Source organism: Aestuariimicrobium kwangyangense DSM 21549 (assembly GCF_000421525.1).
GTDB lineage: Bacteria > Actinomycetota > Actinomycetes > Propionibacteriales > Propionibacteriaceae > Aestuariimicrobium > Aestuariimicrobium kwangyangense.
On record NZ_ATXE01000001.1, the window covers coordinates 1,117,579 to 1,133,522 of the forward strand.

13 protein-coding genes and 1 other RNA gene are annotated in these 15,944 nt (G+C 69.2%); 7 read left to right on the forward strand and 7 right to left on the reverse strand.

Annotation, left to right across the window (positions count from 1 at the left end; all coding sequences use genetic code 11):
- Positions 1-57: 57 nt before the first annotated feature.
- Positions 58-1,530 (reverse strand): aminopeptidase P family protein, encoded by a 1,473-nt coding sequence (locus H507_RS0104980; RefSeq protein ID WP_026377798.1) that lies wholly within the window; start codon positions 1,528-1,530, stop codon positions 58-60.
- Positions 1,531-1,631: 101 nt separating this feature from the next.
- Here H507_RS0104980 and H507_RS17200 point away from each other — a divergent pair, with 101 nt between their 5' ends.
- Positions 1,632-2,600: an acyltransferase domain-containing protein gene (locus H507_RS17200; RefSeq protein WP_051139635.1), complete on the forward strand. Its 969-nt coding sequence runs from the start codon at positions 1,632-1,634 to the stop codon at positions 2,598-2,600.
- Positions 2,601-2,653: 53 nt separating this feature from the next.
- Here H507_RS17200 and H507_RS0104990 read toward each other — a convergent pair whose 3' ends face one another.
- Complete coding sequence (locus tag H507_RS0104990) at positions 2,654-4,540, reverse strand: alpha-amylase family protein (protein ID WP_026377799.1); 1,887 nt, start codon at positions 4,538-4,540, stop codon at positions 2,654-2,656.
- 98 nt (positions 4,541-4,638) lie between these two features.
- On the reverse strand, positions 4,639-5,934 hold the full coding sequence (locus H507_RS14840) for an MFS transporter (protein WP_022909622.1): 1,296 nt from the start codon (positions 5,932-5,934) through the stop codon (positions 4,639-4,641).
- A 125-nt stretch (positions 5,935-6,059) separates the two neighbouring features.
- On the opposite strand from H507_RS14840, the gene H507_RS0105000 reads away from it, so the two are divergent.
- The 4 genes from H507_RS0105000 to rnpB all read left to right on the forward strand — a co-directional run bounded on the left by H507_RS0105000 (position 6,060) and on the right by rnpB (position 10,309).
- Positions 6,060-6,800 (forward strand): zinc ribbon domain-containing protein, encoded by a 741-nt coding sequence (locus H507_RS0105000; RefSeq protein WP_022909623.1) that lies wholly within the window; start codon positions 6,060-6,062, stop codon positions 6,798-6,800.
- Between the two features lie 374 nt (positions 6,801-7,174).
- Positions 7,175-8,146, forward strand: a complete 972-nt coding sequence (locus tag H507_RS0105005; RefSeq protein ID WP_157438879.1) for an endonuclease domain-containing protein — start codon at positions 7,175-7,177, stop codon at positions 8,144-8,146.
- 252 nt (positions 8,147-8,398) lie between these two features.
- A complete protein-coding gene (locus H507_RS0105010; protein ID WP_022909626.1) occupies positions 8,399-9,844 on the forward strand; it encodes an RNB domain-containing ribonuclease in 1,446 nt (481 codons plus the stop codon).
- A gap of 105 nt (positions 9,845-9,949) precedes the next feature.
- Positions 9,950-10,309, forward strand: an RNA gene (gene rnpB, locus H507_RS17260) — RNase P RNA component class A.
- A 344-nt stretch (positions 10,310-10,653) separates the two neighbouring features.
- On the opposite strand, the gene map is transcribed toward rnpB, so the two are convergent.
- Complete coding sequence (gene map, locus H507_RS14845; RefSeq protein ID WP_084707628.1) at positions 10,654-11,550, reverse strand: type I methionyl aminopeptidase; 897 nt, start codon at positions 11,548-11,550, stop codon at positions 10,654-10,656.
- 53 nt (positions 11,551-11,603) lie between these two features.
- On the opposite strand from map, the gene H507_RS0105020 reads away from it, so the two are divergent.
- Entirely contained in the window at positions 11,604-11,828 is a 225-nt protein-coding gene (locus H507_RS0105020; RefSeq protein WP_022909628.1) for a hypothetical protein, read from the forward strand.
- Between the two features lie 50 nt (positions 11,829-11,878).
- Here the strand turns inward: H507_RS0105020 and H507_RS18065 are convergent, their stop codons facing one another.
- Both H507_RS18065 and H507_RS0105030 read right to left on the reverse strand, forming a co-directional pair.
- Positions 11,879-12,760, reverse strand: coding sequence for a DUF2510 domain-containing protein (locus tag H507_RS18065; protein ID WP_022909629.1), 882 nt, complete (start codon positions 12,758-12,760; stop codon positions 11,879-11,881).
- 35 nt (positions 12,761-12,795) lie between these two features.
- Positions 12,796-13,689: a DUF2510 domain-containing protein gene (locus H507_RS0105030; RefSeq protein WP_022909630.1), complete on the reverse strand. Its 894-nt coding sequence runs from the start codon at positions 13,687-13,689 to the stop codon at positions 12,796-12,798.
- A gap of 141 nt (positions 13,690-13,830) precedes the next feature.
- Between H507_RS0105030 and H507_RS0105035 the strand changes: the two genes are divergently transcribed.
- Positions 13,831-15,132, forward strand: coding sequence for a glutamine synthetase family protein (locus H507_RS0105035; RefSeq protein WP_026377802.1), 1,302 nt, complete (start codon positions 13,831-13,833; stop codon positions 15,130-15,132).
- A gap of 15 nt (positions 15,133-15,147) precedes the next feature.
- Here H507_RS0105035 and H507_RS0105040 read toward each other — a convergent pair whose 3' ends face one another.
- Positions 15,148-15,930: a sterol carrier family protein gene (locus H507_RS0105040; RefSeq protein ID WP_157438880.1), complete on the reverse strand. Its 783-nt coding sequence runs from the start codon at positions 15,928-15,930 to the stop codon at positions 15,148-15,150.
- Between the last annotated feature and the right edge of the window lie 14 nt (positions 15,931-15,944).

A 15,944-nucleotide genomic window follows, 5' to 3' on the forward strand; every position in this document is an offset into this window, starting at 1 on the left:
CGGCCGTGGCCAGGGGGATTGGCCCGCGACGGCGGACGGGACGGCTGCTCTGCCATCTCAGTCCCGCCGCCCCAGCAGTCCGGCCATCCAGGCCTCCACGTCGTCGGCGGTGCGGGGCAGCATGCCCGACAGGTTCTCGTTGCCGTCCTCGGTGATCAGGATGTCGTCCTCGATGCGCACCCCGATGCCCCGCAGTTCCTCGGGCACCAGCAGGTCGGTGGCCTTGAGGTAGATGCCGGGTTCGACCGTGATCACCATGCCCGGCCTGAGCACTCCCTCGCGGTAGTTCTCGGTCCGCGCCTGGGCGCAGTCGTGCACATCGATGCCGAGGTGGTGCGAGGTGCCGTGCACCATCCAGCGGCGGTGGTGTCCGCCCTCGTCCCCCAGGGACTCCTGGGCGGTCACCGGCAGCAGGCCCCACTGCTCGAGGTACTTCGCGACCACGGCGATGGCTGCCTTGTGGACGTCACCGAAGGTGGCTCCCGGCTGCGCCGCAGCGATGCCTGCCTCCTGTGCCTCGAGGACGGCGTCGTAGACCCGCCGTTGGGCGGGGCTGAACCGTCCGTTGATGGGAAGTGTGCGCGTGATGTCGGCGGTGTAGAGGCTGTCGAGTTCGACGCCTGCGTCGAGCAGCAGCAGGTCACCGTCGGCGACATCACCGTCGTTGCCGATCCAGTGCAGGGTGTTGGCGTGGTCGCCGGCCGCGGCGATGGTGTCGTAGCCGACGGCGTTGCCCTGGTGGCGTGCGTGCAGCCCGAAGATGCCCTCGACCCAGCGTTCCCCCCGCCCCCGCCTGACCGCCTCGGGCAGGTCGCGGACGACGGCCTCGAAGCCGACCGCGGTCGCGGCGCAGGCCGCCCTCATCTGGTCGGCCTCGTAGGCGTCCTTGACCAGCCGCAACTCCGACAGGGCGACGCTGAGTTCCTCGTCCAGGGTGGTCGCCTCTGCCACCGTGCCGCGGATCTGGTCGACCTGCGCGGTCACCTGTGAGTCGGCCTCGCGCAGCACCCTGATCTGGGTGGTGTCCGCGTTCTTCTCCAGGTGGGTGGTCAACTCCGAGATCGGGGCGCAGTGCAGACCCGTGAGCGCGGCCATCTCGTCCAGGGAGTCACGCTGGCCGACCCACATCTCCCCGTAGCGGGCGTCGGCGTAGAACTGGCGGTCGGTGCGCGGGGCACGGGGCTGGAAGAACAAGGTGGCCTCGTGGCCGGCGTCCGAGGGCTCCAGCACGAGCACTGCGTCGGGCTCGCGATCGGTGCCCAGCCCGGTCAGGTGGGCGAATCCGGAGTGGGGGCGGTAGCGGTAGTCGGTGTCGTTGGACCGCACCTTGAGGCCACCCGCCGGGATCACGAGCCGCGCGTCGGGGAACTGTTCCCCCAGCGCCTCCCGGCGGGCCTTCGCCCACTCGGCCGCTGGCAAGGGGTCCGGCAGGTCGGTGGGGTAGGGCTCCCACGACTCGGGGATGAACGCCTTGAACGACTCCGAGAAGGGGGACTGTCGGTTGGGGAGCTTCTGCTGGGGTTCGCTCATGTCATCTCTCTCGTCGTCATCGATCACCCGGGATGTTCAGGCATGTCGGGCCCATCCTAGGACGCCCCACCGTCGGGTCCGGTGGCGGTAGGTTCGGGCCCATGGATGTTGCCTCCCGCTTGGCCCAGATCGATCTGGACGAACGCCTGACCCAACTCGGCGTGCACGACAAGGACCGCGCCGGGATCGCCGCGATGGTGCGGCACGTCCAGGCTGACGCCGACGATCGTGCGACGGTGCAGTCCCTGGTCGACGAGGTGTTGCTGCCGCAGATCGGGCACTGGTTCGACTACGACCAGGGCCCCGGCTTCCCCGACTCGACCAAGCAGCACCCGCTGGGTGCGGGCGCGCTGCCTGCCGTGGCGCTGATCGCCGTCTCCGACGACGTGCACACCGCCCATCTGGCCCGAGGCATCGACCCGGCCCTGTCGTGGCGTTCACTCAGTGACTTCGGGCACCAAGTGGCCAAGCACCGCTGGGTGTATGGCCAGGTGGGGCTGCACAACCAGAACTGGTTGCGCAACATCTTCTGCGACGGTTTCCTGTGGCTCGACCGGCTGGAGTTCGAACTCAGCCGCTGGACGGTCGACGGCAAGCCCGAGGCGATCGTCAACGTGCACATCCCCGACGCCGGGCCGCTCAATCCCGCCGTCGTCGCCAGCGACTTCGCGCGGGCGGGTGCCCTGTTCGAGAAGTACTACCCCGAAGTCGGACCGCTGCGGCTGTACGGATGCCACTCGTGGTTGCTCGACCCGGTGCTCCCCACCCTGGTGCCCGGCTCGAACATCGCTGCCTTCCAGTCGCTGTGGGACCTGGGCGAGACCAGCCCGGGCGACCGCGACGCCTACTACTTCGCCTTCAACATCGAGCCCGAGTCGGGCCGCGAGTTGCCCTACGGGCTGGACGAGCTGCCGACTGAGTCGCGTCTGCACCGGGCGATGGTCGACCACTGGCGATCCGGTGGCCACTTCACCGACGTGAGGGGAACGACTCCCATCGCCCGCTACGCACAGCCCGAGGACGAGGCCAGCGACGCCGGGCACGGCGGTGGTGCCGCCGTCAGCGACTGAGGGTTCGCCCCAGCCCCGACGGGCCGGGGAGGTGCCGGCCGGGGGTGTCCGGTCTACCGATCGGCGACCCACCACAAGGGCTGGTAGGGCTGGATGGACACCCGATCGGTCGCCAGGTTCCAGCGGTGCCCACTGATCAGGTCGACGGCGGCGGGGCCCAGCGCATCGGCGAAGGGCTGGGCATCGACCCAGACGGTCTCCTCCGAGAAGTTGTAGACCTGCACCATGGCACCCACGGGGTGGTCGCGGCGCAGCACCAGCAGGCGCGGGTCGGGGGATGGCACGACCCGCGACTCGACCGAGGCATGCAGGTGAGGAGTGAGTCGGCGCACCCCGATCAGGTGCCGCATCCCCACCAGGATGCGACCGTGGGGGCTCGCGTGGTCGGCCTCGGCTGCGGCCAGCAGGTCCCAGTCCATGCGTGGGCGGTGCACCCATCGGTTGTCGTCCTCGTGGCCGGCTTCGGTGGCCCAGTCGGCATCGTTCAGCATGCCCAGTTCGTCGCCCATGTAGAGCAGGGGTACGCCGCCGAAACCCATCACCACGGCGTGCAGCATGAGGTGGCGCGCCACGGCGTCGGTGATCCGGCCCTCGTCCTCGCTGGTCAGCGCGGTCTCGAGGCCGGCGAGGCTGGCGCACGAGCCGCTGATGCGGCGGTCACCGGTGGCCGGGTTGTGCTGGAAGACCAGTCCCCGCGCGAAGGAACCCGGGGCCAGGCCAGCATAGAAGTCCGAGAGGAAGGCACGGTGCGCGAACCCGTCGAGTCCCGCTGCTGCGGCGTCCGCATCGGTGACCGCCCACCCGATGTCGTCGTGACAACGCACGTAGGTGCCCCACGTGGTGGTCGTGGGTTTGGCGGCGAACCGGTCGAGCGCCACCTCGGTGAGCCGGGTGTCGCGGGCGGCCAAGGAACTCCACAGCTGCACCATCAGCGAGTTGTGGTACGCCATGTCGCTGACCAGACCGTGGTGCTCACCGGCGCCGAGGTAGGCGATCAGGTCGTCGGGGCTGACGATGGCCTCGGCCTTGAAGGCGACGGCCGGGGCGGCGATGCGGACGGCCTGCCGCAGGGCCTGGGTCAGCTGGTGCACCTCGGGCTGGTTCTGGCAGGTGGTTCCCAGCCGTTTCCAGATGAAGGCGATGGCGTCGAGTCGGAACACCTCCACCCCACGGTTCGCCAATGTGCAGATGATGTCGAGGAACTCGCAGAAGACGTCGGGGTTGGCCCAGTTCAGGTCCCACTGGTAGGCGTTGAAGGTCGTCCAGACCCAACGGCCCATCCGCTCGTTCCAGGTGAAGTTGCCCGGGGCGAAGTCGGGGAAGACCTCGGGCAGGGTCCGCTCCCACGCATCGGGTTCGGTGCGGTCGGGGTAGGTGATGAAGTAGTCGCGGTACTTCGGGTCGCCGGCGATGGCGCGCTCGGCCCACTCGTGTTCGACGGCGACGTGGTTGACCACCAGGTCGAGCACCAACGACATGCCGCGCTCACGCAGCCGCGCGGCGAGGGCGGACAGGTCGTCCATGGTGCCCAGACCGGGGCGGACGCTGCGGTGGTCGGCCACCGCATAGCCGCCGTCGTTCGACCCCTCGCGGGGACGCAGCAGGGGCATCAGGTGCAGGTAGCTGACGCCCAGCGAGGTGAGGTGGTCGAGCCTCTCACCGACCCCGGTGAGGGTGCCGGCGTACCGTTCGGTGTAGGCGACATAGCCCATCATCGAAGGATCCTGCAGCCAGTCGGGACGCAGCAGTCGGGCCTCGTCCAGTTCCCGCAGGTCGTCGGGACGAGCCGCGGCCGCGCTCCTCAGGATCGTCTCGACCCTGGCCAGCACCTCGTCGACGCGATCGTGGTGGACCGCGGCCAGGCCACTGCGGATGTCGGGTGACCAGCGCTCCCAGCGCAGTCGGAACGTGCGGTCCGCGGCGGACTCCATCGATGCCATGCGCGCATGATGTCACGCGGCTCTCGGTCTTCGCTGCCGGGGGACCTCCGTCACCGGGCAGGGCTGGTCGGGCCACGATCGGGAGACCGGCGGTGGGCTCAGGACTCCTCGGGAACCCGCTCGGCGAGGATCGGGTCGGGTTGGTAGTCGGGTTGGCGTCCGTGCCAGCCGGGGGCGTAGCGCGGCAGCACCGCGAACAACCACGCCCCACCGGCCAGGGTGAGGCCACCGGTGGCGGCGGCGGCCACCAGCACCCCGGCGGCAGCAGTCACCGCCGCCACGACGGCGGGGCCCAGCAGTACGCCGGCGCCGGTGATCGAGTTGTAGAGGCCCATGTGGGCTGCCCGGCGGAACGCCGGGGTGAGGTCGACCGAGAGGGTCTTGACGATGCCCGAGCCCAGCGAGTTGCCGAACGAGATCACCAACCGAGCGATCACGTACCAGGCGACCGCTCCCCACACGATGGCCCCGAGGCTGTCGACCAGCGCAATGAGCACGAACCCCACGCCCAACCCCAGGCAGCACAGACCACCCATCACCGCCCGTCCCCAGCGGTCGAGCAGCACGCCCGCCGGCAGGAACAGCACGATCTCCAGGGCCATGCCGAGGGCGAAGACCAAGGAGATGTCGCGAGGGTTCAGGCCGATGTGTTGGCCCACCAGGGGCAGCAGCACCGAGACGTTGAGCCGGGCGATGATCAGTCCCGTCAGGCCGACGCCGACGATCAGGATGGCCCGGACGACATGCCCGTACAGCCCGCCCTTGGTACCGGTGACAGCGGTGGTGGGCACCGCCCGTCGTCCGCTGGAGGGAACGAGGAAGACCAGCACCATGGCTGCTGCGGTGGCCATCAGCACGATCCGCAGCGCGTACGAGCCCTGGAAGCCGGCGATGGCGTAGGCGCCAGCACCCAGCGAGGGGCCGACCACACCGCCGACGCGCATCATGCCGCCGAAGAAGTTCATGGCCCGTCCGCGCAGGTGGTGGGGGAGTTCGGCGCCGAGGTAGGTCTGGCGCCCGAGATCCCACACCTCACCGGCGATGCCGTCGACCACCAGCAGCAGCACCAACAGGCTGCGAGTGGCGGCGCTCGGGCCCGCATCCAGGATGGCGATGCCCGCCAGCGACGAGGCGATCACCAGCACCGCCGCCAGGATCATGGCGGGCCGCTCGCCCGTGCGCTCCATCATCACCCCGAGCGGGATGGGGCCGACGATCGCCATCAGCCCGATGATCGAGATGAGCAGCGCCGAGGCAGCGGGGGAGTAGCCGAGCTGGATGGCGATCAGCGGCAACATCGGCATCAGTGCCTGACCACCGGCGGCCGACAACATGCTGGGCACGTACACCGGAAGGGCCAGTCGCTTGAGCAACGGGCCTGCGGGGTCTGCCATGGGCACCATCCTTGCACGAGGGCGCAGATGTCTTGACGTCAAGACAAGCGTGACGGACGAGGGCAGCGCGCGGTCGCGGTACAGTCGTCCGACACCTCAAGATTGCCGCGGAAGGACCCCCTGAGATGCTCGCCGACCCCGCTGACCAGCTGCGCCTGCTCGACCTCGCCGCGATCGATGCGCAGGTGCTGCAGAACGAGCACCGCCGCGCGCACCTGCCAGAACTGGCCCAACTCAACGAGCTCGCCGTCGAACGCCGCTCGGTGGACGAGGAACTGGTGGCCGCGGAGGCCCGCCTCTCCGACGCCGAGGCCGACCAGGAGCGGGTCGAGGGTGATCTCAACCCGGCCCGCCAGCGACTCGAGCGCAACCAGCAACGCATCGACTCCGGTGCCATCACCGATCCGAAGGCCCTGCGTGGCCTCGTCGACGAGACCGAGCACCTCAAGGGACGCATCGCCAAGCTCGAGGACGACGAGCTCGAGGTGATGCAGATGATCGAGGACCTCACCTCTGAACGTGACGCCATCGCCGCCCGCAAGGAGCAGGTGAACGGCCGCGCTCGCCTCGTGATCGGCAAGCGGAACGCCGCCATGGCACAACTGGACGACCAGCGCTCGGCCCTGACCGCCGAGCGCGAGAACCAGGCGCGTGTCATCCCCGATGCGCTGCTCGCCGAGTACGACCTGCTGCGCGCCAAGCACGGCAGTGGGGCGGCCGCGCTCGAGCGGGGTCGCTGCACCGGTTGCCGCCTCGAGATCAATGAGGCCGACCTGCGGTCCTTCCGCAAGGCCGCACCCGATCAGGTGCTGCACTGCGAGGAATGTGGACGCATCCTGGTGCGGACGGGTCAGTCCTTCTCCTGAGTTTCTGGCCGCTGGGTTCGGCTGCCCTCGGCGTTTCGATGCCTCGGGTCTCGGTCGGCAATCGTGCGGATCGTGTCGTCTGGTGCCAGAAGTGGTGCCGTGGGCGCAACAATCGCCGCCACGGCACACGATCGGCACGATTCGGCCGGGGCAGTGATCGGGTCCGGGCGGTCCGGCTGGATACCCGCGCCAAGCCTCGGCCGTGGCTGCGCCGGGCCAGGCTGGGTACCGCGCTCGGCGGCTGCGCCAAGGCCTCGCCCACAGCGGCGAGCGCACGGTGAGGTTTTCCACAGCCGTTCGCGATGGCGCAAGAGTTGTCCACAGGTCGGCGGAAGGCCGGGCGCCATGCCCGCATCTGCAGCCATCGTCGATCCGTGCGCCCACGATCACCAGACCTCGACCACGTACTCCGGCAGGAACACGGCTGTCTCCGGGTGCGTGACCATCCCGCGCTGAGGGGCCAGGTCGCGCGTGCCGTCGCCCGGGGCGAACTCCTCCGAGTGTTCCCCGGCGTGGTGCTGGCGGCCGGGATCGCCCATGACCCGGAGCACGTGATGGTCGCGCTCCGCCTGTGGGAACCGAGGGCGGTCCTGCTCGGGCGCAGCGCCGCCCACCTCTTCCGTCCGGGACTGGTGGGGCTCACCGGCGTCGGTGCCTCGGTCGTCAGGCTGCCTCGCCACGCTGCCCCGCCGGAGGTCACGCTCCACGCGATCCAGTGGCCCGACCCACTGGTGTGGGGTGCCGGGCCCTGGTGGTTCCAGACACCGGCAGCGGCCGCACTGTGGGCGGCCCAGCACGGCGACTGGGCTCTGCTGACCGAAGGACTCAGGACCAATGCCTTCTCGGTGCCCCGCCTGTTGGAGGCGCGTGACCTGGCCCCGTTAGGCCTGCGCAAGGCGTGGAGGCAGGTGATGGTGCGTGCCGGGCGCGGGCCGTGGTCGCCCGCCGAACTCGACCTGCACGACTTCTACCGGCGTGCCGGACTGCGAGGCTGGAAGGCCAATCATCGCCTCGACTTCCCGACCGGGGGCCACTGCTTCCTCGACTCGGCCTTTGTCGAATCACGGGTGGGCGTCGAGGTCGACAGCCGGGAACACCACTCCGCTCCGGCCGCGGTCGAGGCGGGCTGGATCCGCCACAACCGGGTTGAGTCGACGGGGTGGCGACTGCTGCACGTCTCCCCACGCCGCATCCTCAGCGATCCGGAGGGAATCCTGGCCGAACTCATCCCGCTCCTCAGCCCCAGAGAACTCGGACGACTGGGGGTAGCACGCCGGCGGAGGGCGGGGACCGGCCCAGCCCAACCGCTGCGGCGCCCCCTCGGATGGGGTGACCTCACGGCGTGACCCATGATCTCGCCCCGCCAATCGTGCGGATCGTGTGCGCTGATGGCGATTGTTGCTCGCCAGTGGCCACCATTGCCACCACAGCACACATCTCGCACGATTGGGTGCCGAGCCATTCGCCGAGGGTGCACGGCGGGCGACCCGGCCGCCCCGGATTGGCACGGTTGCTCCCCGTGCGAGCCCCGGGCGCGCAAGACTGGCCGAGGGGTCCGCGGCTGCGGGCACCGGACGACCAGTGACCAGGAGGGCTTCATGCCGGTTCGCCACTTGCGTGCGGACGAGGGATTCCCCGCCGCCATCAAGACAGGCTTCGATCGACTCTGTGACGAGATCGGGGCGCCCCTGGAGTTCCCCGCCGAGGTGGTCGCCGAGGCCGAGCGGGTGGCGTCGGCCGGCTACGACTCCAGCCGCACCTACGACGACCTGACCGACGTGCCCTTCGTCACCATCGACCCGGAAGGGTCGATGGACCTCGACCAGGCCATGTACATCGAGAAGGCGAAGCAGGGCTACACGGTGCTCTACGCCATCGCCGACGTCGCCGCCTGGGTGGCTCCGGGCGGGCCGATCGACGCCGAGGCCCACCGTCGAGGGCAGACCCTGTACGCGCCCAACCGACGGTTCCCCCTGCATCCACCCGTGCTGAGCGAGGCGGCCGCATCGCTGCTCGCCGACGGCAGACCCCGCCCGGCCATCGTGTGGCGGCTCGACCTCGACGCCCACGGTCAGGTCACCGCCACGGCAGTGACCCGGGCACTCGTGGTCAGCCGGGAGCGACTGGACTATCCCACCGAGCAGGCCAAGCTCGACAACGGCCAGGCCGGGCCCGTGATGCAGTTGCTGCGAGAGGTGGGTGATCTGCGTCAGCAGTTGGAGGTCGAGCGCGGCGGTGTCTCCCTCAATCTGCCCGAGCAGGTCGTCGACACCTCCCAGTCGGGCGGCTGGCGACTCACGCACCGCTCCAGCCTGCCCAACGAGAACTGGAACGCGCAGATCTCACTGATGACGGGGATGGCCGCCGCCCAGGTGATGCTCGAGGCCGGGGTCGGCATCCTGCGCACACTGCCGCCGCCCGACCGCGAGGTCGTCCGCCAGCTCCGGGCCGTCGCGCACACCCTCAAGCTGCCCTGGCCCGAGTCGATGTCCTATGCGGAGTTCGTCGGCGCGCTCGACGTCACCAACCCGGTGGCGCAGGCGATGATGATGAGCTGCGTCCGGTTGTTCCGCGGCGCCGGTTACACCGTCATCAAGGACGGCCTGGCGGCCGACCAACTCGTCCACGGGGCGCTGGCGGCCAACTATGCCCACACCACCGCACCCCTGCGACGGCTCGTCGACCGTTACGTGCTCGAGGTCTGCGTGGCCCTCTCGGCGGGCCAGCCCGTGCCCGAGTGGGCGCTGGCGGCACTGCCGTCCCTGCCGGACGAGATGGCCGAGTCTGATCGTCGGGCCAAGGCCTTCGAGCGCGGCATCACCGATCTGGTCGAGGCCCTCGTGCTCTCCGACAAGGTCGGGCAGGTGTTCACGGGAGTGGTGATCCAGGTGGATGACAAGCGCGAGGACCAAGGCATCGTCTCGATCGTCGAGCCGGCCATCGAGGCTCGTGTCAGCGGCGATCTCGAACTGGGTGACGAGGCGCGGGTGCGGCTGGTCAAGGCCGATCCGGTGGAGGGCAAGGTCGGCTTCGAGGTGGCCTGACCGTCAGCGGTGCTGACCACCGGTGCACCCGAGCGCCAGCGGGACTGACCCCACAGTCGGCCCGAGCGCCAGCGGGCGTCACCGGCACTACACTGGTGCGACGGACGAGTTGGCCGGGTGATCGCGGCAGGAAACTGTCGAGGAAAGTCCGGGCTCCTCAGAGCAGGGTGGTGGGTAACACCCACCCGGGGTGACCCGCGGGACAGTGCCACAGAGAACAGACCGCCAACTTCGGTTGGTCAGGGTGAAACGGTGGTGTAAGAGACCACCAGCACTCCAGGTGACTGGAGTGGCTCGGTAAACCCCACCCGGAGCAAGACCAGACAGAACGTGTTCGAGGGCTGCTCGCCCGAGCGTTCGGGTAGGTTGCACCACTTCGGTGGAAGGCGGTTGGCAACAGCCGTCGCAGATGGATGATCACCGCGCTTCGGCGTACAGAACCCGGCTTACAGGCCAACTCGTCCCCATCATCCCCAGCGCCACGCGGGGCCAGCGCGCTCGCGGGGCGACCGGGAACGAATTCGCCTCACCCTCGGTCGAGGGTGAGGCGGTGTGGCGGGTCACTCTTCTCACTCGTCCCAGCGAGACCGTCTCAGTACAACGGGGGAGGTCGGTCCCTTGCTCGGGGGGAACGGGACGATGCCTGAAGAGTGACCCGCAGATGGAACGCTACTGGTGGCCCAGCCGGGGCGCTCGCGACCCTCCCACCGACACACGGCGATTTCGATGTGCAGTTCGTCACATCACGCCGACCCCGGCAAGAGCATCGCGGTTCCTCGCAGGAGGGGTGACGCGCGCCTCCCCCGAACTCAGGGCAGCACGGGCGCGGGCCCGTTGGGGGCCGGGGTCATCCCCTCCATCGGGAGCGTCAGCACCTCGGCTCCGTCCGGGGTGACCACGATCGTCTGTTCGAACTGCGCCACCCTCGAGCCGTCGTTGGTGACGACGGTCCAGTTGTCGTCCCACTGGTGGTTCTTGGCCGACCCCATCGCCAGCATCGGCTCGATGGTGAACGTCATCCCCACCTCGATGGGGGTGTCGAGGCGCGGTTCGTCGTAGTGGAGCACCACCAGACCCGAGTGGAAGGCCGTGTGCACTCCGTGGCCGGTGTACTCACGCACTGATTCGTAGCCGAAGCGCGAGGCGTAGGACTCGATCACCCGTCCGATCACCGACAACGGACGACCGGGCTTGACCGCGCGGATACCGCGGTTCATGGCCTCCTGCGTGCGCTCGGTCAGGAGGCGGGAGGCCTCGTCCACCTCACCGCAGTAGAAGGTGGCGCAGTTGTCGCCGTGCACACCGTTCTTGTAGGCCGTGACGTCGATCTTCACCAAGTCGCCGTCCTCGAGCGGACGGGCGTCGGGGATGCCATGACAGATCACCTCGTTGACCGAGGTGCACGAGGACTTGGGGAAACCCCGGTAGCCCAGGGTCGAGGGGTAGGCGCCGTGGTCGAGCATGAACTCATGGGCCACCTTGTCGAGTTGGTCGGTGGTCACCCCGGGGGCGATCGCCTTGGCCGCCTCGTGCATGGCCTGGCACGCGATCCGCGATGACTCCCGCATGAGTTCGATCGTCTCCGCCGACTGCACATGGCTACCCGTGTACGGTGAAGGAGCCCGTTTGCCCACGTAGTGGGGGCGTGCAATCGAACCGGGAACGGGTCGCTCAGAACTGATCGGGTGGGCCACAACAGGATTCACCCGCCCGATTCTACGACCCCGGCCCGAGCCCGTGCCGAGCAAGGAGTCGTGAGGTGTCCGACCAGTACTACTACTGTCTGGTGCACAAGACCGTCGAGGTGGCCGAGGGCTGCAAGGCCGAGGACCGGCTCGGCCCCTACCCGTCGCGGGCCGAGGCCCAGCAGGCGCTCGCCCACGTGGCCGAACGCAACGAGGCCTGGGACAACGACCCTCGCTGGAACGACGACGAGGACGACGACGGCGACGACAAACAGGGTTGGGGCCCGTTCAAGTCCTGACCATCCGGTCGACCACCCGCTGACATCGGCGTCGAAAGGTGGTCTGACGATCAGTCGACCTTGATGCTGGCCATCGAACGGTCGACCTCGGCCTGGGTGGCGGAGTCGTCGATGGTCGCCGAGTTGACGTAGACCCCGACCGACTCCGGGTTGCCCGTGTCGACGACGACGACGTCGACCACGTCACCCTTGATGTCGGGGCCCTGGTCGCCGACGAAGATCTCGGAGCGCAGGTGGTAGGCCTGATGGCCGTCGATGGTGATGGCCTCGCTGACCACGTCGGTGCGTCCGGTGAACCCGCGGTAGTAGCCCGAGCTGGCGAAGCAGCTCATCATCACCCGGGCGGCCGGCTCGGGGGCCTCGAAACCGTCCGCCACGCGCAGGGCACCGACGGCGTTCACGCTCACCCACGTGCTGGTGATCTGCTTGAGTTCCGATGAGGTGTCATACATCCACGGCAGGCTGAAACCGCCCGACTCCCAGCCGAGCGACACCACCGAGATGCTGCCGCCGGTCAGTCGTCCGTTCTGGGCACTCTTGCCGCTGTCGCCGCCGCCCTCGGGGCAGGCGACGTCCACGCCACCCGACGACTCCGGGTTGGTGGGTGAGGGGGTCTGGGTGGGGGTGGAGGTCTCGTCCCACTGCGAGACGGTGGGCGTGGACGAATTGGTGTCCTCGGCGATGGTGGTGTTGCGTCCGCCCAGGCCGCGGACCACGAGGAAACCCACCAGGGCCACGACCAGCACTCCCACGACCAGCAGCACCCACCGTCCGGCACCCCCCGACCGACGTGGCGGGGGCGCCTGCCCACCGCCTGGTGGCGGGGTCTGGGCGGGGTTGGCGGTCGTCTGCTGGCTCCATTGCGCGCCGTCCCAGAAGCGGAACTGGCCGGGTTGTCCGGACGGATCTGGGTACCAGCCTGGCTGCGACATGCGCCCAGTCTAGGAGGCGGTCGGGATCAGGCCCGTCACCCCACGACCCGGATCGTGGTCGCCGCCAGGTCGACGGGCTGCTGGAACTCAGGGCGATCGATGGGGGCCATTCCCCGGAAGAAGGCCAGCTTCCCGGGTCGTCCGACGTCGAGCACGATGATGTCGAGGGTGTCGCCCTTCACCTCGGCGTAGTAGTCGTCGCGCACCTCGCCGCGCAGTCGCCACCCGGAGCGTCCGTCGACCGTGATCGCCTGCTGGCTGAGCACGGTGTGCCCGAGGTAGCCCGGGTAGTACTGGGACGAGGCCTCGCAGCTGAGGATGCGTGCGGCGGCCGTGCGCGGATCGTCACTGAAATCGGCCGTGTCGACCTGCCCGATGGTGATCCCGGCGATCCAGGACTTGAACACCGGCACCGTCTGCCCGGCTTGGTCGTCGGCCCAGTCCACGCTCGGCCGGGTCGTGACGGTCCAGCCTTGGACCGGCACGTACGAGATGCCACCGCCGGTGAGGCGTCCGGCCTCGACTCCGCTCTGGTTGGCTTCGAGCACGACCGGGCAGGTGCGCTGGGTGCCGCCCGAGCCGTCGGGTCGTGAGGGCTCGGCCGTCGGGGTCGAGGTCTCGTCCCACTGCGAGATGGTGGGGGTGGACGAGTTGGTGTCCTCCTCCACCCGGTCGGAACGGGACCACCCCCGGACCACCAGGGCCAGGGACACGCCCACGACGACCACACCGACCAGCAGGAACCATGCCCACCGCCGGGGAGGACGACCCTGCGGCGGACCTCCCGGGGTGGTGCGGGTCGGGCCCTGCCCGCCCGGGTTCGGCGTCCCCGAGGACGGGACGGTGTCACCCGCCCACGCCGACCCGTCCCACCAGCGCAGGTGACCGGGTCGTCCCGACGGGTCTGGATACCATCCCGGTTGCGCCATGGGCACAGTGTAGGCAGCGGGTACGGGTATGCCCTGGGTGCCGGACCAGCCGTCGTGGGGCGGCGGACCGTAACGCAGTTGTTACACGCGAGAGGGCAGACTGAGGCCATGGACAGGCAGACCGAGTTCGTGCTGCGCGCTATGGAGGAGCGGGACATCCGCTTCGTGCGCCTGTGGTTCACCGACGTGCTGGGCTCGCTCAAGTCCGTCGCGATCGCCCCGGCCGAACTCGAGGGAGCCTTCGCCGACGGGATCGGCTTCGACGGCTCGGCGATCGAGGGCTACGCCCGGGTCTACGAGTCCGACATGACGGCCAAGCCCGACGCGAGCACCTTCACTCACCTGCCGTGGCGCCAGCAGCGCCGGGGCACCGCCCGCATGTTCTGCGACATCGCCCTGCCCGACGGATCCCCGAGCTACGCCGACCCGAGGTATGTGCTGAAGCGGGCCATGAAGAAGGCCTCCGACATGGGGTTCAGCTTCTACACCCATCCTGAGATCGAGTTCTTCCTGCTCAAGGACACCGCCCCCGGCGAGCCGATCGAGCCACTCGACATGGGCGGCTACTTCGACCACACCACCCTGGGACGAGGAACCGACTTCCGCCGCGACGTCATCGAGATGCTCGAGCAGATGGGGATCTCGGTCGAGTTCAGCCACCACGAGGCCGCGCCCGGGCAGCACGAGATCGACCTGCGCTACGCCGACGCGCTCACCATGGCCGACAACATCATGACCTTCCGCACCGTGGTCCGTGAGGTGGCCGTCGCCTCGGGCATCCGCGCCACCTTCATGCCCAAGCCCTTCTCGGACCACGCCGGCTCGGGCATGCACACCCACCTGAGCCTGTTCGAGGGTGACACCAACGCCTTCTACGACGCCGCCGACGAGGCGCGACTGTCGAAGACCGGACGACACTTCGTCGCCGGCCTGCTGCACCACGCCAAGGAGATCACCGCGATCACCAACCAGTGGGTGAACTCCTACAAGCGCCTGGTCGGTGGATCCGAGGCACCCAGCTACGTGTGCTGGGGACGAAGCAACCGGTCCGCGCTGGTGCGGGTGCCGATGTTCAACCAGGAGAAGCCGTCGTCGGCCCGGGTGGAACTGCGTTCCCTCGATTCTGCCTGCAACCCCTACCTCGCCTACGCGCTGATCCTGGCGGCCGGACTGTCGGGCATCGAGAACGAGTTCGAACTGCCCGACGAGGCCGCCGACGACGTCTGGCAGCTCACCGACCGGGAGCGGTCCGCGATGGGCATCGATGAACTGCCCCGCAATCTCGACGAGGCCATCCGCGCCATGGAGCAGTCCGAACTGGTCGCCGACACGCTCGGCAGCCACGTCTTCGACTTCTTCCTGCGCAACAAGCGGGCGGAGTTCGAGGAGTACCGCAGCCAGGTCACCCCGTTCGAAGTGGCCAAATACCTGCCCCTGCTCTGAGCGCGTGGGGCCGACTCAGAGCAGCTGACGTCGTCCGAGGTCGATGACCGGCAACATCGCTTCGAAGGCGTTGACGTGGGCGCCCGACGCGTAGGTCTCGGCCACCCGCTCGTCCCAGCGACGTAGTCCCGTGGTCAACTCGAGGAACAGTTCGACCGGCAGTTCGATCACGTTCGGCGGGGTGCCCCGTGTGTGCACCGGACCCTCGCCGAGGGCGTCCAGTTGCACGGCAGCGGCGGGTGGCACCCTCACCTCGAGAGTGGCCCCCGGGTGCCGTTCCCCGAGCGCGATCGCGAGCGCACGGGTCGCCTCCGTCAGGGCGATGGCTGGGGCGGGGCAGCCGTGGCGCAACGACACCGAGACGGCGTCGACGAGCGAGCCGCGCAGGTAGTCGATCAGCCGGGCGACGCCGAACAGGGTGTCGACCGCGGCCGGCAGCTTGGGATGGTCGAGTTCTGTGACGACATCGGCGAGCAGTCGTCGCGCCTGATGGGTCAGGCTGGCGGCCGAGTCGCGTCCCAGCACCGACTCCGAGACCTCGGCGAGGGCCTGCTCGGCCAGGGCGCGGTGACGGAGGTGGGTGCCCCAGCTCTCGGGACGGGTGGTGGTGGGGGACCCGAGGGTCTGCAGGGCATCGGTCAGCAGCACCATCCCGCGACCGGCGCGGTCACGCAGGTGGCGTTCGTCGCTCGCCGCCGACCGCGTGGTGACCTCCTTGGTCTGCGGGACGAGGGCCTCGAGTTCGGCCACGAAGGCAGAGATGACCCGCCGCAGGGCCTGGTCCTGTCTTGCTGCCACGATGGTCACCTCGA

Excerpts from the sequence above, each read along its gene's own strand:
- H507_RS0105000 (WP_022909623.1), top strand. The coding sequence starts at position 6,060 with ATGCTCGCCGACCCCGCTGACCAGCTGCGCCTGCTCGACCTCGCCGCG.
- H507_RS0105030 (WP_022909630.1), bottom strand. The coding sequence starts at position 13,689 with ATGGCGCAACCGGGATGGTATCCAGACCCGTCGGGACGACCCGGTCAC.
- H507_RS17200 (WP_051139635.1), top strand. The coding sequence starts at position 1,632 with ATGGATGTTGCCTCCCGCTTGGCCCAGATCGATCTGGACGAACGCCTG.
- H507_RS0105010 (WP_022909626.1), top strand. The coding sequence starts at position 8,399 with ATGCCGGTTCGCCACTTGCGTGCGGACGAGGGATTCCCCGCCGCCATC.
- H507_RS0105035 (WP_026377802.1), top strand. The coding sequence starts at position 13,831 with ATGGAGGAGCGGGACATCCGCTTCGTGCGCCTGTGGTTCACCGACGTG.
- H507_RS0104980 (WP_026377798.1), bottom strand. The coding sequence starts at position 1,530 with ATGAGCGAACCCCAGCAGAAGCTCCCCAACCGACAGTCCCCCTTCTCG.
- H507_RS18065 (WP_022909629.1), bottom strand. The coding sequence starts at position 12,760 with ATGTCGCAGCCAGGCTGGTACCCAGATCCGTCCGGACAACCCGGCCAG.
- H507_RS14840 (WP_022909622.1), bottom strand. The coding sequence starts at position 5,934 with ATGGCAGACCCCGCAGGCCCGTTGCTCAAGCGACTGGCCCTTCCGGTG.
- H507_RS0104990 (WP_026377799.1), bottom strand. The coding sequence starts at position 4,540 with ATGGCATCGATGGAGTCCGCCGCGGACCGCACGTTCCGACTGCGCTGG.